General features: G+C 71.4%; 14 protein-coding genes and 1 pseudogene. 10 read left to right on the top strand and 5 right to left on the bottom strand.

Annotated elements, in window-relative coordinates; all coding sequences use genetic code 11:
* Positions 1-81 precede the first annotated feature (81 nt).
* From ABZ822_RS13985 to mmuM, 6 genes are all read left to right on the top strand, one after another.
* Complete coding sequence (locus ABZ822_RS13985) at positions 82-486, top strand: cell division protein SepF (RefSeq protein WP_360851992.1); 405 nt, start codon at positions 82-84, stop codon at positions 484-486.
* A gap of 74 nt (positions 487-560) precedes the next feature.
* Positions 561-1,880 carry an ATP-binding protein gene (locus tag ABZ822_RS13980; RefSeq protein WP_360851989.1) on the top strand — a complete coding sequence of 440 codons (1,320 nt, stop codon included), beginning with the start codon at positions 561-563 and terminating at the stop codon, positions 1,878-1,880.
* Positions 1,877-2,263, top strand: a complete 387-nt coding sequence (locus ABZ822_RS13975) for a nucleotide pyrophosphohydrolase (RefSeq protein ID WP_360851987.1) — start codon at positions 1,877-1,879, stop codon at positions 2,261-2,263. The genes ABZ822_RS13980 and ABZ822_RS13975 overlap by 4 nt, the downstream gene beginning before the upstream one ends.
* Before the next feature lie 138 nt (positions 2,264-2,401).
* Positions 2,402-2,872, top strand: coding sequence for a DUF6099 family protein (locus ABZ822_RS13970; RefSeq protein WP_360851984.1), 471 nt, complete (start codon positions 2,402-2,404; stop codon positions 2,870-2,872).
* Positions 2,873-3,006: 134 nt separating this feature from the next.
* Entirely contained in the window at positions 3,007-3,930 is a 924-nt protein-coding gene (locus ABZ822_RS13965) for an LLM class F420-dependent oxidoreductase (RefSeq protein WP_360851981.1), read from the top strand.
* A gap of 9 nt (positions 3,931-3,939) precedes the next feature.
* Positions 3,940-4,866 carry a homocysteine S-methyltransferase gene (mmuM, locus tag ABZ822_RS13960; RefSeq protein WP_360851978.1) on the top strand — a complete coding sequence of 309 codons (927 nt, stop codon included), beginning with the start codon at positions 3,940-3,942 and terminating at the stop codon, positions 4,864-4,866.
* A 422-nt stretch (positions 4,867-5,288) separates the two neighbouring features.
* Here the strand turns inward: mmuM and ABZ822_RS13955 are convergent, their stop codons facing one another.
* The 4 genes from ABZ822_RS13955 to ABZ822_RS13940 form a co-directional block, all read right to left on the bottom strand.
* On the bottom strand, positions 5,289-6,959 hold the full coding sequence (locus tag ABZ822_RS13955; RefSeq protein ID WP_360851975.1) for a hypothetical protein: 1,671 nt from the start codon (positions 6,957-6,959) through the stop codon (positions 5,289-5,291).
* Between the two features lie 244 nt (positions 6,960-7,203).
* The gene (locus tag ABZ822_RS13950) at positions 7,204-8,424 is read right to left on the bottom strand and encodes a beta-ketoacyl-[acyl-carrier-protein] synthase family protein (RefSeq protein WP_360851972.1); all 1,221 of its coding nucleotides are present in this window, start codon (positions 8,422-8,424) and stop codon (positions 7,204-7,206) included.
* The gene (locus tag ABZ822_RS13945) at positions 8,421-9,440 is read right to left on the bottom strand and encodes an acyl-ACP desaturase (protein ID WP_360851969.1); all 1,020 of its coding nucleotides are present in this window, start codon (positions 9,438-9,440) and stop codon (positions 8,421-8,423) included. Before ABZ822_RS13945 ends, ABZ822_RS13950 begins: the two co-directional genes overlap by 4 nt.
* Complete coding sequence (locus tag ABZ822_RS13940; protein WP_360851966.1) at positions 9,437-9,694, bottom strand: acyl carrier protein; 258 nt, start codon at positions 9,692-9,694, stop codon at positions 9,437-9,439. The genes ABZ822_RS13945 and ABZ822_RS13940 overlap by 4 nt, the downstream gene beginning before the upstream one ends.
* 181 nt (positions 9,695-9,875) lie before the next feature.
* Between ABZ822_RS13940 and ABZ822_RS13935 the strand changes: the two genes are divergently transcribed.
* Positions 9,876-10,829, top strand: coding sequence for an acyl-ACP desaturase (locus ABZ822_RS13935; RefSeq protein ID WP_360851963.1), 954 nt, complete (start codon positions 9,876-9,878; stop codon positions 10,827-10,829).
* Between the two features lie 77 nt (positions 10,830-10,906).
* Here the strand turns inward: ABZ822_RS13935 and ABZ822_RS13930 are convergent, their stop codons facing one another.
* The gene (locus ABZ822_RS13930) at positions 10,907-15,934 is read right to left on the bottom strand and encodes an FAD-dependent oxidoreductase (protein WP_360851961.1); all 5,028 of its coding nucleotides are present in this window, start codon (positions 15,932-15,934) and stop codon (positions 10,907-10,909) included.
* 474 nt (positions 15,935-16,408) lie between these two features.
* On the opposite strand from ABZ822_RS13930, the gene ABZ822_RS13925 reads away from it, so the two are divergent.
* The 3 genes and pseudogenes from ABZ822_RS13925 to ABZ822_RS13915 all read left to right on the top strand — a co-directional run bounded on the left by ABZ822_RS13925 (position 16,409) and on the right by ABZ822_RS13915 (position 20,275).
* The gene (locus tag ABZ822_RS13925) at positions 16,409-17,947 is read left to right on the top strand and encodes a 3' terminal RNA ribose 2'-O-methyltransferase Hen1 (RefSeq protein WP_360851958.1); all 1,539 of its coding nucleotides are present in this window, start codon (positions 16,409-16,411) and stop codon (positions 17,945-17,947) included.
* An 86-nt stretch (positions 17,948-18,033) separates the two neighbouring features.
* Positions 18,034-18,753, top strand: a pseudogene (locus ABZ822_RS13920) (AAA family ATPase); the annotation flags it as partial.
* 613 nt (positions 18,754-19,366) lie between these two features.
* A complete protein-coding gene (locus ABZ822_RS13915; protein ID WP_360851955.1) occupies positions 19,367-20,275 on the top strand; it encodes an alpha/beta fold hydrolase in 909 nt (302 codons plus the stop codon).
* Positions 20,276-20,282 lie beyond the last annotated feature (7 nt).

The raw sequence follows: 20,282 nt of genomic DNA, 5'->3' as shown, positions 1-20,282 counted from the left end.
CGCTCCACCCGATCATCGGACCGCAATCACTAGGGTTGGCGGGATGGGGATATCGAGCGAGCTCATGTGCGGGGTGGTCCGGTGAACCGGCATGACGTCACCGATGAGCAGTGGGAGGGGCTTGCCGATGTCGTACCGCTGCGCGGAAATGACGCCTGGCCGTCCTGGCCGGGCGAGCCCACGCTGCCGGGCCGGGGGCGGCCGGAGGAGGAGGCCGGGCCGGACCGGCGCTTCGTCGTGCTCCGGGTGCAGTGCTTCGCCGACGCGCGCGAGATCGCGGACTGCCTGATGGAGCAGTCGCCGGTCCTGGTGGACCTCACGGCCGCGGAGCCCGAAGTCGCCAAGCGCGTCCTGGACTTCTCCAGCGGTGTCGCCTTCGGCCTCGGCGCGCGGATGCACCGCGTCGACACCGGCGTCTTCCTGCTGACCCCGGCGGGGACGGAGGTCGAGGCGCCCCGGCTGGGAGCGGCGGCAGCCGCCGACTGACCGCGTACCCCGATCGTGGGAAGGCTGTGCCGGTGGAACCTTTCGGCTGAACTGCCGCTGCTTACGGTCCGGTCATGGATGCATCCCACCTCTGCGGCACCGTCGCCGGTGCCCGTGCCGAACGCACCTCCACCACTGCCTGCATCACGGCCGCTGCGGCCGCCCCTGGCGTGCCGGGCCAGGGCCCTGCCGTACCGGCCGCGGCGGCCGCGGCGGCCGGGTCCGCGGGCGTCGCCTCCGCGGTGCCCGGCGCGGTCACCGGCGCCCCTGCGGCGTACACGCCCGACCGCCCGACCGTGACCGAACTGCGGCTCTCCTCCTACAAGTCGCACCGCGGCGCGGCCTTCCCGCTCGGGCCGCTGACCGTCTTAGCCGGGCCCAGCGGTAGCGGCAAGTCCACCGCACTGGAGGCCTACGCGGCGCTGTCCCGGCTCGGCGGCGGCGCCCCGCTCGGCGAGGTGTTCCCCGACGCGGCCTCCTGCGTGCCCGAGTGGGCCCGGCCGGACGCGCAAGCCCGCCGCGGGTTCCGGATCGGCTGCACGGTCGGCGGACCGGCGGGCGTGGTCCGCCTCGACGTCGCCGTCCAGGCCGAGCCCGAACTGCGGGTGGTGGGCGAGCGGTTGACGTGCGACGGGCAGATCCTGCTGTCCACCGCGCTGCGCGACCCCGGTCGCCGTACGGTCCAGGCGGCCTGGCACACCGCGGGCTCCGTGCCCGTGACACGGGCGCCGTTGCCGGACGACCGGCTGGGCACGGCCCTGCTGCCGCTGCGCGTCGCCGGCAAGACGGAGGGCCAGCGCCTGGTCCTGGCCGCAGCGGAGCAGGCGGTGGTGGCGCTGCGCGCGGCGTTCGTCTGCGATCCCCTGCCGGAGACCATGCGCGATCCGGTGCCGGTGGGGGAGGGGCGCCTGCGGCGTGGCTGCGGGAATCTGGCGGAGGTGCTGCGGCGTACCGGCGCGGAGTGCGCGACCCGGCACGCGGCCCTGATCGACGCGTGCCGTGCGGGGTGCGCGGGGGCGGTCGAGGACCTGACCGCCGAGTGGCTCGGCGACGGGACCGTACGGGCCGTGCTGGACCGGGGGGACGGGAGCGTCACGCCCGTCGGGTGGCTGGGCGACGGGGAGTTGAGGTATCTCGCCCTGGCGCTGGTGCTGCTGACCGGGCCCGGCGTGCTGGAGATGGACCCGGCGGCGGAGGTGCTGCCCGCACGCCAGACCCTGACGGTCCTCGCCGACGGCGTCGACCGCTGCCTCGACCCCGCGCAGACCCGCGAACTCCTGGCGCTGGCCGTACGGATGGGGGAGCGCGGGCACGTACGGCTGGTGGGGTCGGTGCGGGACGGGGAGGCGGCCTCGGCGGTCGCGGGGGTGTCGGTGGTAGACCTGGGGGCGTGAACGAGGCATCCGAGACCGCCCATGAGAACCCGCCCGGCGATCTGGCGTCGCTGCAGCGCAGACTGGCCGCGTTCGCGGCGGCACGCGACTGGCAGCCCTACCACACGCCGAAGAACCTGGCGGCCGCACTGAGCGTCGAGGCGTCGGAGCTGCTGGAGATCTTCCAGTGGCTCACGCCCGAGGAGTCGGCGCGGGTGATGGAGGATCAGGGGACCGCTCATCGGGTCACCGACGAGGTGGCCGACGTGATGGCGTATCTGCTGCAATTCTGCGAGGTGATGGGGATCGACGCCCTCGCGGCTCTGTCGGCGAAGATCGACCGGAACGAGCACCGCTTCCCGGTTTCGCAGAGTGAGCGGCCCCGCCGTCACTCTCCGGAGTGAGGGCGCCGATGACAGCGCTTAGTTGTCCACAAAATTCGGAATCCCCCTGGCTTTTCCGATGATTATCCATCACGCTGGGTAGTGACTCGGTAACGGCCTCGACCGGAGGCCCGTACGGAGCGTAAGGGGGACGCGCTGATGGATGCGGTGGGACTGATCGGGGCCACTCGCCATGCCCTGGCGCGGACGCGGAGGGTCGAGGACATCGTGGCGGAGTCGTGGCAGGCGCAGGCTCTGGCGGAGGCCGTGGGCAGCCACCTCGCGGTCAACGGTCCGCTGGAACTGCGGTCGGAGGCACGGGGGTTGAGCGAGTCGGGAGGGCGGGCGTGCGCAGCGCTCCGCAGCCCTCCTGCGGGCCGGGCACGGGCCGCCGAGCTGACCGGGGTGCAGGACCCGCGCACGGTCCTGCACGGGCTCGGCGGGCTGCTCGGAGAAGTGGGGATAGCGCTTGTCGCGGTGGCCTGCGGAGCGGACGAGGAGACGCTCTACTGGCAGTGCGTCGAGGCCATCGACGCCGCCGACGAGTCCGGCGACCGGGTGCGCGGTCTGCTGCGGCAGTTGGAGGCCCGGGAGCGGCTGCAGCCGGACGTCGCGGCGGAACCCACCTGAGGTGGTGCTCCCGCACCGAGGTGGTGCTCCCGTACTGATGCGGTGCTTCCGTGGAGGTGGTGCTTCCGCACCGAGGTGGTGCTTCCGTGCCGATGCGGTGCGGGTTCCGCAGCCGGGCGGTGCAGGATGGATGCATGGATCTGCGTATCTTCACCGAGCCCCAGCAAGGGGCGAGCTACGACACCCTGCTCTCCGTCGCCAAGGCCACCGAGGACCTGGGATTCGACGCCTTCTTCCGCTCGGACCACTATCTCCACATGGGATCGGTCGACGGGCTTCCGGGCCCCACCGACGCCTGGATCACCCTCGCCGGTCTGGCCCGTGAGACGCAGCGGATCCGGCTGGGCACCCTGATGACCGCCGGGACCTTCCGGCTGCCGGGCGTGCTCGCCATCCAGGTCGCGCAGGTCGACCAGATGTCGGGCGGCCGGGTGGAACTGGGCCTGGGCGCGGGCTGGTTCGAGCAGGAGCACACGGCGTACGGCATCCCGTTCCCCAAGGAGAAGATCGGTCGCCTGGAGGAGCAGCTCGCGATCGTCACCGGCCTGTGGGCCACGGAGACCGGCAAGACCTTCACCTACGACGGCACGTACTACCAGCTCGAGAACTCGCCCGCGCTGCCCAAGCCCGCCCAGCCCAAGGTGCCGGTGCTGATCGGCGGCCTGGGCGCCTCCCGGACGCCGAGGCTCGCCGCGCGGTACGCCGACGAGTTCAACGTCCCCTTCGTGTCCGCGGAGACCAGCGCGCAGCAGTTCGGGCGGGTCAGGGCCGCCGCCGAGGCCATCGGCCGCCCCGGCGACGACCTGGTGTACTCCAACGCGCTCGTCGTCTGCGTCGGCCGGGACGACGCCGAGGTGGCGCGCCGGGCCGCGGCCATCGGCCGGGAGGTCGGCGAGCTGAAGGAGAACGGGCTCGCCGGCTCACCCGCCGAGGTCGTCGACCGGATCGGACGGTACGCGGAGGCCGGCTCCTCCCGGATCTACTGCCAGGTCCTCGACCTCCACGACCTCGACCACCTGGAGCTCATCTCCTCGCAGGTGCAGTCCCAGCTCGGCTGAGGAGCCGTCATGTCCGCCCCGGTCCCCGTCCCGGCCCCCGCCTCGTCACTGGCCGCCGCTCTCGCCGCGGGGCCGGTGGTCCTGGACGGAGGGCTCTCCAACCAACTCGCCGACCAGGGCTGCGATCTGAGCGACGCGCTGTGGTCGGCGCGGCTGCTGGCCGACGCGCCCACGCAGATCGAGGCGGCGCACACCGCCTACGCGGCGGCCGGGGCACGGGTGCTCATCACGGCGAGCTACCAGGCGACGTACGAGGGCTTCGCCCGGCGGGGGCTGGGGCGGGCGGAGACCTCGGCGCTGCTGCGGCGCAGCGTCGCCCTCGCCCGCCATGCGGCGGCGGGCCGGGACGATCTGTGGATCGCCGCCTCCGTCGGCCCGTACGGCGCGATGCTCGCCGACGGCAGCGAGTACCGCGGCCGGTACGGGCTCGGCGTGCGCGAGCTGGAGCGGTTCCACCGGCCGCGGATCGAGGCGCTGTGCGAGGCCGGTCCCGATGTGCTCGCCCTGGAGACGGTGCCGGACGCCGACGAGGCGGAGGCACTGCTGCGGGCGGCCGAGGGGACCGGGGTTCCGGTCTGGCTCTCGTACACGGTGCGGGGCACGGCGACCCGCGCCGGGCAACCCCTGGCCGAGGCGCTGGCGCTCGTCGCGGGCCATCCACAGGTCGTCGCGGCCGGCGTCAACTGCTGCGCTCCGGACGACGCGGACCGGGCGGTGGAGATCGCCGCGGAGGTCACCGGCAAGCCGGTCGTCGTCTACCCCAACAGCGGGGAGGTGTGGGACGCGGATGCGCGCGGCTGGCGGGGCGGCACCGCGTACGACCCCGCGCGGGCGGCGGACTGGCGCGACGCCGGAGCCCGGCTCATCGGCGGCTGCTGCCGCGTGGGACCGGACCTGATCGCCGCGGTGGCCCGGCACCTGCGGCGGGTGGGCTAGTGGTACTGCCCTGTGAGGTGGGGACGCCGGCGCGTCCCGCGACGACGTGCAGCAGCACGTCGCCGAGCGGCTCGGCGCTGCGGACGGTGTCCTGATCGTGGACGACACCGACTTCCGCGAACCGCCGCAGTGAAGGTGGCGAGCACGTCGCCCTGGCGGCGCCGCCCGTGGAATCCGGCGTGATCCGGCCAGAGGTACCGGTTCCGCTCGCGTACCTCCGGGAGCCCAACGCCAACTCCCGCTTGGGCACATGGCGCCCGCGGGCGTGACGGACAAGAGAGAGGGGGGGCTGCAGCCGGTTCTCCCGGCTGCAGCCCCCTTCCGTACGCCGCGCGGCGTGGCGTCCGTTGACGGGGATCGTGTCGCGGATCGCGATGAGCGAAGCGGTCTGATCGCCCGTCAGGCTGTGTTGCTGGTCCGCTTCACCGGTAGATCGAGCCGAGGTTGGTGGAGCGGTCCACGGCCTGGCACTGGCTGGCGCTGGTGGAGCCGCTGGCCGTGAGGGTGACGTTGTTGGGGTTGCCGCAGTCGTTGTTCTGCCGGCCCTCTTGAGCGGTGTTCTGCTGGAAGAGGGAGGCGGCCACGGCTGTGCCGCCTTCGGCTCGGGCTCCGCCGCCCTTGACCAGGGTGTGCCTGTTGACCGAGCCGTCCTTGGTTCCGCACCGCACCGCCAACCGTCCCCCGGTGGCGGTGACTTCAGTCTCGTTGCGGTTGTTGCAGTTGTTGTTCTGCCGGCCTTCCTGGGCCACGTTCTGCTGGAGCACGCTGCCGCCTGAGCTGGAGCCGCCTTGAGCCTTGGCGCCTGCGCCCTCGGTGCGGGTGTGTTTGCTGAAGGAGGAGTCCTGTTGTGTGCAGCGGTCCTCCGCCCTTCCGCCCGTCACCGTGAGGTTCGCGAAGGCGTTGGGGTTGTTGCAGTTGTTGTTCTGCCGGCCCTCCTGGGCGATGTTCTGCTGCGACACATTGTCGGCCGTGCTGGAGCCGCCTTGGGCCTCGGCGCCTCCGCCCTTGATGCGGGTGTGTTTGCTGAAGGAGGAGTCCTGTTGTGTGCAGCGGTCCTCCACCCGGCCCCCCGACACACTGATGTCACCGTTGTCGTTGGGGTGGTTGCAGTTGTTGTTCTGCCGGCCCTCTTGCGCCACGTTCTGCTGGTCCAGATCACCGCCTCCGCTGGAGCCGCCCTGTGCTCGGGCGCCCCCGCCCTCGACATCGGTGTGCTTGCTGAACGAGCGGTCCTTGCTCCCGCACAGGACCCCCGCCCGTCCGCCCGTCACCGCGAGGTTCGTAAAGGCGTTGGGGTTGTTGCAGTTGTTGTTCTGCCGGCCCTCCTGGGCGGTGTTCTGCTGCGACACGGTGCTGCTGGTCGTGCTGGAGCCGCCTTGGGCCTCGGCGCCTCCGCCCTTGGTGCGGGTGTGCTCGCTGAAGGAGGAGTCCTGCTCGGTACAGCGGTCCTCCACCCGGCCCCCGGTCGCCGTGAGGGTCGGGAAGCCGTTGGGGTTGTTGCAGTTGTTGTTCTGCCGGCCTTCCTGCGCCACGTTCTGCTGGTACACGCCACCGTCCGTGCTGGAGCCGCCCTGGGCTCGGGCGCCGTCGCTCCTGGTGACGGTGTGCTTGCTGAAGGAGGAGTCCTGCTGTGTGCAGTGGTCCTCCAGACGCCCCGGGTCCAGCGTGACGTCCAGGTTGTTGGCGCTGTTGCAGTTGTTGTTCTGCCTGCCGCGTTGGGCGGCGTTCTGCTGGCCCAGGCTTGCGGCCGATGTGCCGCCTTGGGCTTCTGCGGGGCCGTAGTCGGTGCGGGAGAACGCGGTCAGGGAGCCGTCGGCGGTCACGCACCGTCCCGCCGCCCGGCTACCGGTGAGCGTCACCGTCCCGCCCTCGGCCCCGGTGTTCGGGTTGTTGCAGTTGTTGTTCTGCCGGGCGGACTGCGCGAGGGTCTGCTGGAAGACACCCTCGACCGTGGAGGACCCTCCCTGCGCGCTGGCCTTCGCCTTCCCCTCGGCAGGGCCGGTGTCGGCGACCGCGATCCCAGAGCCCACACCTGTCCATCCGCTCACTGCCAGTACCAGCATCGTGGCTGTCGCGATCCTGTGCATCCGCACTCCGGAACCTCCTTGTGCCCATCTACCGACAGGGGTCATGACCTCTTTCCTCAACGCCGTCCGGTGCGTCCTGTTATGGGCTCCACTGCGTCCCTCACCCCGACGGCTCAGCACCGTTTCCCCGGATGCCCTATCGCCGGCCGCGCAACTGCGGCTGCGGTACGCGATGTTCAGCACGATGGAACGGCACCCCGAGACAACAGGCATGCCCGGCACCAGCACCTTGCCAAGGCCGGGTGTGGCGTCACGCCGTGCCGAACACGAGCGCAGCGTTCTGTCCGCCGAAGCCGAAGGACGTGGACAGGGCCAGATCGAAGGTCAGCGGGCGGGGGCGGCCGGTGACGACGTCCAGCTCGTGTTCGGTGTCCTGCTCGGTGAGATTGGCCGTCGGGGGTACCTCCTGCCGCTCCAACGCCAGGACGGTGAGTGCGGCTTCGATGGCTCCTGACGCGCCCAGGGCATGCCCGATGATGCTCTTGGTGGCTGTCACCGGGGGCGGTGCTCCGTCGAAGACCCGCCGGAGCATCAGGGCTTCGGCGGCGTCCCCCAGCCGGGTCGCCGTGCCATGCGCGTTGACGTGTCCGATGTCGCCGGGAGCGCAACCCGCATCGGTCAGCGCCTGCCGCACGGCCTGCTCGGCGCCCGTGCCTTCCGGGTGCGGGGCCGTGGGGTGATGGGCGTCCGCCGACGCGCCGTAGCCGCACAGCAGCGCTCGGCTCCGTGATCCTCGCGCCTGCGCGTGGTCGAGTCGTTCCAGGACGAGGACGGCCGCGCCCTCTCCCAGGACGAACCCGTCGCGCTCGCGGTCGAAGGGGCGCGACGCGAGTGCGGGGCGGTCGACACGGGTGGACAGTGCGCGCATCTGGGCGAAGCAGGCGGCGGTCATGGGTGACCACGACTCGCTGCCGCCCGCGAGGACGACGTCGCACATGCCGCCGATCAGCATGCCGCGGGCAACGCCGAGCGCGGTACTTCCCGAGGCACAAGCGCTGGAGACGGTGAAGTTCGGGCCTCGGGCGCCCGTATCGAGGGCGATCTCACCAGCCAGCATGTTGGGCACGCTGCGCGGCAGCGCGAGGGGTGATACCGCCGTTGGCCGTCCCTGGCCGAGCCGGGTGAACTCGGCGACGTAGGTGCGCAGACTGTTCGATCCCACGCCGAGGACGACGCCGACGCGTTCAGGGCGACAGGCGGGGATGTTCAGCCCGGCGTCCTCCACCGCTTGGCGAGCGGCGATCAGGCCGAGGTGGGCGAACCGGTCGAGGCGGCGGGTGAGGCGGGGTCCCAGCTCCAGTTCGGGCTCGAAGTCCGGTACGTCGCAGGAGATGTCGACCGGCAGCCCGGCGAGCTCCGGGTTCTTGGCGGCCAGCGACCGGCCCACGGCCAGGGTCTTCCAGTTGGTGTCCAGGTCACCGCCCGCAGGAGTGATCAGACCCAAGCCGGTGACGACCACCTCATGACTCATGGTTTCCTCCGGTCGGGCCCCTGGCGGATCTCCGGTGCAGCGCTGCCTTCGGGCGTAGGCACCGAAGGCAGGTTCTGAGGCCGTCGCCGGCGGTCGCGCAGTTTCTGGAGGCGTCTTCTCTTGTCGGAGAGGACCTCCAGGTGGTGCCCGATGCGATCGCGGGCTTCTTCACCGGCCGTCCCCAGGTCCGTGCGGTCCATGAGACGCAGCCTGCGCAGCAGTGGGAGCAGCACCCGGTCACGGTGCACCGCGACGTCGTAGACACCGGCTGTTGCGATCCGCGCGGCACGGCCCTGAAAACCGGGGATGCCGTGTCCCGGCATCCGGAATCCGCAGATGACGTCCGCGAAGGCGGCGGCCATCGGATCGGGGGCCATGTCGAGCGCGTCCGAGCAGACCGCCCGATAGAAGATCATGTGCAGGTTCTCGTCGGCCGCGATGCGGCTCATCAACCGGGTCCCGTGGGGGTCCCCGCAGGCCTGGCCCGCGTTCCGGTGGGCCTCGCGTGTGGCCAGTTCCTGGACGGTCACGTAGGCCAGCGCATGCGCGAGTGTGGGCTGACCGCTGTCGTACCCGTTGCCGACATGGGTCATCCGGGCCCGCTCCAGCTCCACCGGGTCCAAACCGCGGACCGCGTGCAGATAGCCGCGCAGCGCGTCGGAATGGCGTCCTTCTTCGGCGGTCCAGCGGTTCACCCAGGTTCCCCAGGCGCTGTCCCGGCCGAAGCGGGACACGATCTCGTGGTGATAGCTGGGCAGGTTGTCCTCGGTGAGCAGATTGACCAATAGGGCGTCCCGCACGGCGGGTGCCAGCGCCGACTGGTCGGCATGCCAGGGCTCACCGTTCAGGGGTCCGTCGAAGTCCTGCGCCCCGCTCCAGGGAACGTACTGGTGGGGAAACCACTCCTGTGCCGTTGCCAGGTGCCTGTCGAGCTCGCGGGCGACGACCGGTTCCAGTTCCGACAGCAGGTCGATGTTGCCCCGCGCAGGTGGATCGGGAACGCGGGAAGGCGTCATTCCGCTACGGCGTTCCGGACCGTCCGGGCCACCTGCTCCAGCGTGTTCGACGGCGAGAGGTCGCCCAGCCGATCGATCAGGTCGATGCCGGTGCGGTCCTCCAGGACCACCGTCAACTCCATCAGCGCCAGGGAATCGAGTCCCAGGTCCTCGATGGTCGCCGTGGACGGCGACTCGTCGGCCGGGAGGTCGAAGTACTCCTGCAACAGGCTGGTGAGGGCTTCCGCATCGAACTCCTGAACCGGCTGTTCCATCACGCTCTGCTCCTGTCGCGTAGGAAGTGCGCTCCCGCGCTTCCAACGTCTCCAGGTGCGAGCGGTCACCGGCCGGTCACCCGGATGGGCCCCCTGGTGGATACGCCGGCGGCTCCGCGCCGTTGAACCCGAGTCAGTCCGTCCGAGACTCCAACGCCCCGCTCGTTCCCAGGAGATCGTCATGGGTTCCACCGCCCCCTCCCGCCAGGACGCCCGTCTCCTCGCCGACCTAGAGCCGGTCGTCGCCCGCGCTCTCGATGCTCATCTGCACAGCGCCGCGGACTGGTACCCGCACCGGTACATCCCCTGGAGCCAGGGCAAGGACTTCGACGGCGTTCTCGGCGGTGAGCCCTGGGAGCCAGGACAGCAGCGGCTCGCGCCCGCGGTACGCGTCGGGCTGATCCACAATCTGCTCAGCGAGGACAACCTGCCCAGCTATCACCGCGTCATCGCCGAGCTGTTCGGCCGGGACGGCGCCTGGGGAACCTGGGTGAACCGCTGGACGGTGGAAGAGGGGCGTCATGGGATGGCCATCCGTGACTACCTGGTGGTCACCCGCGCCACGGACCCCGTAGCCCTCGAGGACGCCCGCTCGGCACACGTCCAGGGCGGCTACGACATCGACTACCGCGGGGACGTGCTCGCCTCCCTGATCTACGTGACCCTCCAGGAGGTCGCCACCCGCGTCTCGTACCGGAACATGAAGCAGATGTGCGGCGAGCCGGCGTGCGAGGCCTTGTTGCAGAACATCGCCCACGACGAGAACCGGCACATGATCTTCTACCGTGCCGTGCTGGAAGCGGCGGCCCAGTTGGCCCCCGACCGCTTCCTGACCGCTCTCGCCCGTGTCATGGAGACCTTCCGCGTCCCCGGGCACGGTGCACCGGACTTCGCCCGCATGGGCCGCACCATGGCGGTGGCCGGCATCTACACACCCGCCGCGCATTACGAGGAAGTCCTGCTCCCCCTCACCCGCTTCCTGCGGGTCTTCCGGACCGAGGGGCTCGCGCCGGAAGGGGAGCAGGCCCGCGAACGGATCTCGAGGCTGCTGCGGAGCGCTGAGCAGCGCGCCGAACGGTTCGCCGACCTGCTCGGCCGGACGCGGCCGTCCAGGGACCATGCCGCCATGCCCTAGAACCGCCCGCCTCGGGCCGTGATACTGCGACACCCGCCAGGCTCGGGCCGCAGAACGGGGTTCGAGCCGACCAGGTTTCACACGCTGGGAGCGTCTGCCGTGAGCAGGGCGCGCACGATGGTGCCCACCTCGGCGACACCGGGCCGCTTCATCATGGACAGGTGATCGCCGGGGACTTCGTACAGGACCGTCCGGACACCGGCCGCCGCCCAGCCGAGCGTCCGGTCCTGAAGACCGAAGATCTTGTCGTCGCGCGCCCGGACCAGGTGAACGGACTGATCGAGACGTGGCGGGACGTAGTCGGCGCCACCGGCCATCGCGGCAGTGATCATCCGGCCGGTCAGCGTGTCAGGGTCGACGCGCCCCTTGTTGATGTCGACAAGAGTCGCCAGCGAGTGCGGAGCGGGCCCGTCGAGGCACACGAGGGTGGAGATCTGTGCGCCGCGTCGGGTGAGGACGTGCGCCGTCTCGTATGCGAGCAGTCCCCCGAAGGAGTAGCCGAGCAGGTGGTACGGGCCGTCGGGCTGCCGGCGCTGGATCTCGTCCGCGTACTCCTGTCCCATCTGCGGCAGCATCAGGTCGGTCACCACCTCCTGGTAGAAGAGAAGGTTGTTCATCGTGCGGAGCAGCACAGCGCACCCGAGTTCTGCCGAGAGAGCCCGGTACACGTCCCCGCTGCCGACGATCGGCGGGAAGCAGCACACGGTCGTCGGCGGGGATGCGGGACCGGCGTCGGAGGCCCGTTTCCCGGCGCGCAGAAGAATGGTGCGGACACGGCGTTCCGGTACGAACGGCCGTCCCTCCATGACTGCTTCGAGGTAGTTCACCGCCGATCCGATGTCCGGCAGATCGATCAGCATGGTGGCGGGGACGTCCACCTGAAGCACGGCCTGGACGTACTGGGCGAGTTGGACGAGTTCCACCGATGCCAGGCCCAGATCGACGAGATTGCTCGTGCGGTCGACGGAGACACCGCTCACCTCCCGCACGCGGCTGACGAGCATCTCCTCGATGCAGGAGCTCGGGCCCGCGCGGTGGAACTCAGCCCGTGTCACCGGCTCGGGCAGCTGGGCGATACCCCGGCAGGCACGCATCAGGGGCGGCAGAAGCTGCGGTGGTTCGATCCAGGGGGTGTGGTACGCCATGCTCGCACCGGCGGCGGTCAGACCCAGGTCATCGCGGTCCTGGCAGTCGACGTCCTGGACCGGGAAGGTCAGGGTGCCGAGCTTGCGCAGGGGATAGTCCCGGGTGGACCATGGCACGCTCTCGTTCCACTTCACCCAGTCGTTCCGCTGCATGTTCTCGCTGACGAACGGCAGGGTGCTCTTGGGACGTGCCTGAACCATCAGGTCGAACGCGGCCTCACTGCGCAGCAGGTGCGGTCGCACGGCGGCCATGGCCCTTCCGGCGTCGTGGATTTCCTCGTGCCCATCGTTGCGCCGAGGGACCAGGTGGAGGTAGCCGACCTCTGCCGGAGACTCGAAGATCATGCCCCCGGACGTGTCGAAGGGCGCGAGGAGCGGATTGCCGATCCCCTGTCGGGCCTTGCCTCCGTCGTCGAATTCCATCTGAGGGCCCGCATCCCCGTTGAGCAGCCCTTCCATCAACTCGCACGACCACCTGAGGGTGAGAGGAAAGACAATCGGGAGGGTCGTGAAGAGCAACCACGACTCCGTTGGCATCCCCCTGCTCACGGCGCCGTCAGTGCCGGTCCGGCAGGCCGCCGGTACGTCCAGTTTGAGAGCCCACATAAAGATGGGGCCGTACCGGCGGTCCGGGTTCGGAACGCTCATCAGTGAGGCGGCGACCGGCAGTTCACCCGACATCGCCCAAGGGCCGGAGCGCAGAGGCCCGTTGATCGCCGGATCGGCATCGATCTCCAGCACGCCCCGCATGACCAATTCGTCCAGGGCGGGCGTGAAATGCACCTGCTCGGAGCTGCGAAGCCGGAAATAGCGCGGCAGCAGGCCCGGCAGTTGCGGAGGCACCGCCGGGAACCGCCCGACGAGCTGTCCCCAGCGCTCGACCTGTCCCTCGTTGTCATCCTCTGCGTCGGTGGTGACGTCGGCTCCGGCAGAATCGTCGCAGGGTGCGAAATGGTCCTTGACCAGGGCCGTAGCATGCCGGGCCACTGACTCGGTGAGATCGAAGCCGGGTAGTGCGCCGAGGAAGTAGGTGTTCGAACGCCCTTGCAGGTCCTCGAGTTCACGGTAGAAGCCGTCGGCCAGAGCACCGTCGGGGACGTGGGGGAAGAACGGAAGCCGTCGGTGGAGGAGCACCTCGTCGACGGTTCCGCCCAGGGTGGCCACATCGTCGGCCAGGCAGTCCTGCGGGTCGGTCTTCGGGCCGTCGTACCGGAGGGCGTACCAGATGTCGCCACGCCGGTGGACGGCCATGACGTGGCCGCGCCGTGCGGGCTCGAAGTTCTCCCTGAGCACGTGCCGGTCCCCGGCCAGGCCCGTGGCGGTGAACGCCGTGACGGCGTAGTCGTTGTACTCGACCTTCCGGAAGAGCCCGTGGGCGGCGGCGTAGTCCTGGGCATCGAGGAAGCGCAGCGCGTCCCGCGGGAGGGAGGAAACGAGGACGTGGTCGAAGAGGCTGCCGTCCGGGCTGGTCGTGGTGTGCACCCTGACCAGCGGTCCGGCCCCGCCCGCCGGGGCTTCCACCCGGACGCCGGTCACCTCGGTTCGCAGCAGCAGTTGGGTTCCCGGACGGTCGGTCAGGTGCCTGGCCAGCCTCTGCCACAGTTCGGGAAAGAAGCCCGGGCGCAGTTGGAACCGGGCGGGCTCGTGGCTGGTGGGCGGTACGACGCTGCCGAGCAACCGGAAGTACGGAAGACAGACCTCGGAGGGGAAGCCGTAGCCGCTCATCGTGAGCAGTTCGGCCAGGGCGACGTCATGGTTGGACGGGTCGGCGTGCGCCGTGGTGAAGCGCAGGTGTTCCTCGACCGAGGTGATGCGCTCCGGCGTCCACAGGAACCGCTGGGCCAGGCGCTGGTCGTACGCGGACACCGTGCCGGCCACCGTGGGGTCCTCGAACATCGGGGCCGCGCCCACCTGGTCGGCAAGGGCCCGGATGGCCGTGTAGCGGTCCGAGCCGAGGAACACGTCGCCGTAGTACCCGCCGGCCGGGCCGGCGAAGTCGGTCGTGCGTCCCCCGACCCGTTCGCCGCGTTCGACGATGGTGATCCGTTCGTACCCGCGCTGCTGGAGCGCGAACGCGGCGGTCAGCCCGGCCGGCCCCGCGCCGATGACACACACCTGGGGCGGGCGGGGTGGCCCGGTCGGGGCCGGAGGCCCGAGTCGGCCGGAGGGCCTACGGCGCTCCGGTGGCCGCCAGTCGGTGACGACCGTCAGTTCACCGGCCTCCAACGCGGCCTTGGAAGCGCTGCGTCGGATCTTGCCGCTGGATGTCTTGAGGATGGTGCCGGGGGCGATCAGGACGACCCGGGAGACCGGCAGGGCGTGTTCGGCACGGACCGCCCGGCTGATGGCCTCGCACACCGCCGTCGGATCGCCCCCGGCGTTCCGCCTGCCCGCTTCCTGAACGACGACGATCTCCTCGGTGCCGTCCCGCGCGACCCCGAAGGCCGCTGCGGCACCCGGGCGTAGCGATACGTCCGCCTCGCCGACGGTCCTTTCGATGTCCTGAGGGTAGATCGTGCGACCCGCGACGAAGATGACGTCCTTGCGCCTGCCGGTCACGAACAGTTCCCCGTCGTCGAGCACCCCCAGGTCGCCCGAGCGAAGATAGGGACGCGCGTCGCCCTCCAGCCGCGCACGGAAGACGCGTTCGGACTCGTCCGGCCGGTTCCAGTAGCCGAGTCCGACCTGCGGCCCGCTGACCCAGATTTCGCCGACCCGGCCGGGTGGACAGGGGCGACGGGTGTCGGGATCGACGATCAGAACCCGGGTCCCGGCCATCGCCTCGCCGGACCCGGCCATGGCCTGGGATCGAGTGTGCCGGGGCTCCCGCGATGGCGCGGACTGCCCGCTCGCCGGCGCGGCGTGCCGCCACTGCCCCCGGGCCAGCGGGTCCGCCTCCACCCGCCGGTGACGCCACGGCCTACCGAGACGCCCGGCGGTGGCAACGACCGTGCACTCGGCCATGCCGTAGGCCGGGAACAGGCAGTCCGGCCGCAGACCGTACGGAGCGAACGTCGTCGTGAACCGCTCCAGCGTCTGCTGGGACACAGGCTCGCCGCCACACAGCGACAACCGCAGGCTGGACAGGTCCAAGCCGTTGAGCCGGTCCTGCTGTGCCCGGCGAACGCACAGGTCAAGGGCGAAATTCGGCACGGCGGAGATGGTGCCGCGATACGTCCCGATCGCCTCCAGCCAACTGAGCGGATCGGAGACGAAGTCGATCGGGGACATCAGCCACGACTGCCCACCCGACCACGCGGTGTAGAGGACGCTCGTGATCAGGCCGAAGTCGTGGTACAGCGGAAGCCACGACACGAACCGGGACCCGGCCCGCGGATCGGCGTCGATCTTCTCCAGCATCTGACGGCAGTTGGCGATCACGTTCGCGTGGCTGAGCACCACACCCTTGGGCGCTGACGTCGAGCCGGAGGTGTACTGGATGAGCGCCGGCGTGTGCGGGGCGATGTCCGGCCGGCACCACGAGTCCGCGGAGGACACATCGACTTCGTCGGTCGCGATGCAGGCCAGTCCACCCAGGCCGGGGCGATCACCGAGGAGCGGTTCGGCCAGGGACACCATGGGTGCGGTGCTGAGCAGGACCGCGGCCTCGGCATCGGAAGCGATGGCTTCCAGACGGGGGAGCGTCCGTTCCAGTCGTGCCGGGTTGGGCGGGTAGACCGGGACCGGTACGACACCGGCGTACAGACAGCCGAAGAATCCGACGACGAAGTCCAGTCCCGGGGGGTAGGGCAGCAGCGCACGGCCTGCTGAGGGGCACAGGTGCCGCAAGGCGACCGCGACGGCCCGTGCCTGCCGGTCGAGCGCGCCGAAGGTCAGTACCTTGACCGGCGCATCGGCGCCACGAGCCAGCGCGTGGTAGACCGGCTGCTCCGGCCGCTGCTCCGCATGTTCACGCAGAACCTGTACGAGCGAATCGGGGACGGGATCGGGGGGCGTCATGCGGATCGCTCCTGACACGTAGGAGGGGATGGCGCCGTGCCGGAGCCGGCGGGGGCGGTGGCGGACGTACGGAGGGGTCGCCGGCGGCCTTTCGTGTTGCGTATGAGGTCTTGCGCCGGGGGCCGGGGTGCGGCCGGACCATGGCGACTCAAAGTAATCAATGCGTCGCTGTGGGTTCAAGTCTCTGGATCTTCGCGGTCGGTCGTCGCGGGACCGGCCGATGGCGCGGACCACATGCGCCACCGGTTGCCGGCGCCCGCCCATTGCCGTACGTCCGCGGCACGTGGACCCACTGCGTTCCGGTCCGGAACGTGAGCGCGATCGCGTCGATCGCCTCCCGGTGATCACGTCACCGGCCACCCTTCTCGGGGCCGGTCCCGGAGTGACGCCCGGGATCACACAGTCGTCGGGCCCGAGGACTTGAGCAGGAAAACTCCTGGTTGCCGGGGTGCGTACCCGGCCATACTCGAGCATGTGTTCCTGACGATCAGTACCACCGGCTGCCCTGAACGCCCAGCGACCGACCTCGGGTTCCTGCTGCACAAGCATCCCGGCAAGGCGCAAGCGTTCTCCACCGCGCACGGCACCGCCCACGTCCTCTACCCCGAGGCGACGGCCGAGCGCTGCACCGCCGCGCTGCTGCTGGAGGTGGACCCGGTGGCGCTGGTCCGCCGCGGCCGGGGGAAGGGCCGGGGCGGGGCGCCCGACGCGGCGCTCGCCCAGTACGTCAACGACCGCCCGTACGCCGCCTCTTCGCTGCTCGCCGTAGCCCTGAGCAGCGTCTTCTCCAGCGCGATCAAGGGCCAGTGCAAGGCCCGTCCGGAACTCGTGGACGCCCCGCTGCCGCTGCGCGTCGAAGTGCCCGCGCTGCCCGCCCGGGGCGGCCCCGACCTGGTCACCCGCCTGTTCGCGCCGCTCGGCTGGACCGTGACCGCCGCTGCCGTCCCGCTGGACACGGAGTTCCCCGAGTGGGGGGACTCGCGCTACGTCCGCCTGACCCTGGAGGGCGAGGCGCGGATCGCCGACGCGCTGCGCCACCTCTACGTCCTGCTGCCCGTGCTCGACGACGCGAAGCACTACTGGGTCGCCCCCGACGAGGTGGACAAGCTGCTGCGCGCGGGCGACGGCTGGCTCGCCGCGCACCCGGAGCAGAAGCTGATCACCAGCCGCTATCTCGCGCGCCGCGGGGGACTGACCCGGGAGGCGCTGGACCGCCTCGAACTGGTCCGGCTCGCCGACGCCGACGACATCGGGGTCGAGGAGATCGACAACGCGGTCGACGAGACGACGGACACCGAGGAGAAGCCGGTGCCGCTGGCCGTACGGCGGCGCGAGGCGATCCAGGCGGCACTGGTCGAGTGCGGGGCGAGCCGGGTGCTCGATCTCGGCTGCGGCCAGGGCCAGTTGGTCCAGGCGTTGCACCAGGACGTCCGCTTCACCGAGATCGTGGGCGTCGACGTGTCCATGCGCGCGCTGACGGTGGCCGCCCGCCGGCTGCGGCTGGAGCGGATGGGGGAGCGGCAGGCGGAGCGGGTGGCGCTCCTGCAGGGCTCGCTCGCCTACACCGACGCACGCCTCAAGGGCTACGACGCGGCCGTGCTGAGCGAGGTCGTCGAGCATGTCGACCCGCCGAGGCTGCCCGCCCTGGAGTACGCGGTCTTCGGTTCCGCCCGCCCGCGGACCGTCCTCGTCACCACCCCGAACGCCGAGTACAACGTGCGCTGGGAATCCCTCCCGGCCGGGCACGTACGCCACGCCGACCACCGCTTCGAGTGGACGCGGGAGGAGTTCCGGACCTGGTCGCGGGAAGTGGCCGAACGGTACGGCTACGGCGTCGCGTTCGCGCCCGTCGGCGACGACGACCCCGAGGTGGGACCGCCGACCCAGATGGCCGTCTTCCAGCGGGCCGAGCAGTCCGAGGACGGCACCACCGGCACCACCGGCAGCCGCACGGCGGCCACGCAGGACACGACCACCAAGGACACGACCACGAAGGAGGGGAAGGCCGCATGACGACGGAAGAGAACGCCGCGGAGACCAGCGCGACGACCGCCGGGGAGCGCTCGGGGGAGCCGTCGGCGCAGCGGACGGAGCGCACGCTGCCCGTCACCGACCTCTCCCTCGTCGTCCTCGTCGGCGCCACCGGCTCCGGCAAGTCCACCTTCGCCGCACGGCACTTCACGCCCACGTCGGTGCTCTCCTCCGACTTCTGCCGCGGGCTGGTCAGCGACGACGAGAACGACCAGAGCGCCAGCCGCGACGCCTTCGACGTCCTGCACTACATCGCGGGCAAGCGGCTCGCGTCCGGCCGGCTGACCGTGATCGACGCGACGAACGTCCAGTCCGAGAGCCGCAAGCAGCTCGTACGCCTGGCGCGCGAGCACGACGTCCTGCCGATCGCCATCGTCCTGGACGTGCCCGAAGAGGTGTGCGCGGAGCGCAACGCCGCGCGGCCCGACCGCGCCGCCCTGCCCCGTCACGTGATCCGTCGCCACCGCCGTGAACTCCACCGTTCCCTGCGGCACTTGGAGCGCGAGGGCTTCCGCAAGGTGCACGTCCTGCGCGGCGTCGAGGAGGTCGAGTCCGCCGAGGTCACCTTCGTACGGCGCTACAACGACCTGCGGCACCTCACCGGTCCCTTCGACGTCATCGGCGACATCCACGGCTGCCGTTCCGAGCTGGAGACCCTGCTCGTCACGCTGGGCTACACCCTCGAGCGGGACGGACAGGGCCGCCCGGTGGGCGCGGTGCCGCCGCCGGGACGTACGGCCGTGTTCGTCGGCGACCTGGTCGACCGCGGCCCGGACAGTCCGGGCGTGCGGACCCGTGCGGGTCTGGCCGCCGAGGAGATCGAGGACCTGGGCGAGACCGGCGGTCGCGGCCGTCGCGGCGGGCGGCCTGACGCCGCCGCGGAGGAGCGGCCGAAGCGTACGCGGACCCCGCGCACGCGCCGCCGCACGCGCGGCGGGTCTCCCGTCGGCGATGACGGGGCGGCCACCGTCTCCGACACGGCGAAGGCCGGAGCGCCGGAGAGGGGTGCCGCGGGGACCGGGTCCGCCGAGGACACGGGCGACGCTGCCAGGCGTCCGCGGCGCCGCCGGCGTACGCGCGGTGGTGCGGCCGCCGCCGAGGGCGCCGCCCCGGCGGTGGAGACCGCGAAGGCGCCGGAGTCCGGGGCGACGGCGGACGCGGAGGGCGAGGCGGCTTCGAAGCCGCGCCGTCGCCGCCGCACCCGCTCCCGCTCGGCCACTCCGGAGAGCTGACCGGCACAGGCCACACCTGCCGACGGCCCGCACCCCGCGACGGGGTGCGGGCCGTCGGCCGTACGGGGGCCGGGGACGTGGGCCGGGGCGGGCATCAGGACACGGCACGCGTCGGAGTCGGACGCCCCGTTGACGCCGTGCCGTCACATGGGCCGGATAGCCTCATCGCATGAGCAGGCCGCCCTCCCTCGCCCTCCCCGCGTGCGCCCGCGCGCACCGGCTCCGTACCTCGCGCGGCGACTTCGCCGTGCACGAGGCCGTGCCTCCCGCCGGGACGCCCCCGCGCGGCCAGGTGCTGCTCGTGCCCGGCTTCACCGGCAGCAAGGAGGACTTCATCGCCCTGCTGGAGCCGCTCGCGCAGCGCGGCTTCCGCGTCCTCGCCGTCGACGGCCGCGGGCAGAACGAGTCCGCGGGCCCGGGCGACGAGAGCGCCTACGCGCAGGAGGAGCTGGCGCAGGACGTACTGGCGCAGACGGCGGCCGCGTTCGGCGACGGGGAACCGGTCCATCTGCTGGGGCACTCCCTGGGCGGCCTGATCACCCGTGCCGCGCTGATCAAGGACCCGTCCCCGTTCGCCTCGTTCACGATCATGAGCTCCGGGCCCGGGGCCATCGCGCAGGAGCAGCAGCACCGCACCAAGATGCTCATCACCGCTCTCGCCGACCCCAAGTTCGACATGGAGTGGATCTGGCGGGCGATGCGGGCGCTGGACCCGCCGGAGGCCCCCGAGGCGTCGACACCGCGCGAGATCGCGGAGTTCCTGCACCGCCGCTGGCTGAACACCGTGCCCGAGCAGCTCGTCGCGACCGGACGGCAGCTCATCGCCGAACCGGACCGGGTGGCCGAGCTCGCCGCGCTCCCGCTGCCGAAGCACGTGCTGTCCGGGGCGGTCGACTACGCGTGGCCCGTCGCGCTCATGGACGACATGGCCGTGCGCCTGGGGGCGCGCCGCACCGTGATCGAGGGCGCCGAGCATTCCCCCGCCGCCGAGCGGCCCGCACCGACGGCCCGCGCACTCGCCGACTTCTGGGAGGAGGCCGGGCGGGACGAGGCGCCGGAGGGCAGCGCGTCCCGGTGACTGCCCG

The sequence above is a fragment of the Streptomyces sp. NPDC047108 genome (assembly GCF_040643575.1).
Taxonomy (GTDB): domain Bacteria; phylum Actinomycetota; class Actinomycetes; order Streptomycetales; family Streptomycetaceae; genus Streptomyces.
This window is presented reverse-complemented; position numbering and strand designations above follow the sequence as displayed.

What these genes read in the sequence shown, in the direction of transcription:
- ABZ822_RS13915 (WP_360851955.1), top strand. Translation starts at nt 19,367, where the DNA reads ATGAGCAGGCCGCCCTCCCTCGCCCTCCCCGCGTGCGCCCGCGCGCAC.
- ABZ822_RS13950 (WP_360851972.1), bottom strand. Translation starts at nt 8,424, where the DNA reads ATGAGTCATGAGGTGGTCGTCACCGGCTTGGGTCTGATCACTCCTGCG.
- ABZ822_RS13980 (WP_360851989.1), top strand. Translation starts at nt 561, where the DNA reads ATGGATGCATCCCACCTCTGCGGCACCGTCGCCGGTGCCCGTGCCGAA.
- ABZ822_RS13945 (WP_360851969.1), bottom strand. Translation starts at nt 9,440, where the DNA reads ATGACGCCTTCCCGCGTTCCCGATCCACCTGCGCGGGGCAACATCGAC.
- mmuM (WP_360851978.1), top strand. Translation starts at nt 3,940, where the DNA reads ATGTCCGCCCCGGTCCCCGTCCCGGCCCCCGCCTCGTCACTGGCCGCC.
- ABZ822_RS13935 (WP_360851963.1), top strand. Translation starts at nt 9,876, where the DNA reads ATGGGTTCCACCGCCCCCTCCCGCCAGGACGCCCGTCTCCTCGCCGAC.
- ABZ822_RS13940 (WP_360851966.1), bottom strand. Translation starts at nt 9,694, where the DNA reads ATGGAACAGCCGGTTCAGGAGTTCGATGCGGAAGCCCTCACCAGCCTG.
- ABZ822_RS13930 (WP_360851961.1), bottom strand. Translation starts at nt 15,934, where the DNA reads ATGACGCCCCCCGATCCCGTCCCCGATTCGCTCGTACAGGTTCTGCGT.
- ABZ822_RS13965 (WP_360851981.1), top strand. Translation starts at nt 3,007, where the DNA reads ATGGATCTGCGTATCTTCACCGAGCCCCAGCAAGGGGCGAGCTACGAC.
- ABZ822_RS13970 (WP_360851984.1), top strand. Translation starts at nt 2,402, where the DNA reads ATGGATGCGGTGGGACTGATCGGGGCCACTCGCCATGCCCTGGCGCGG.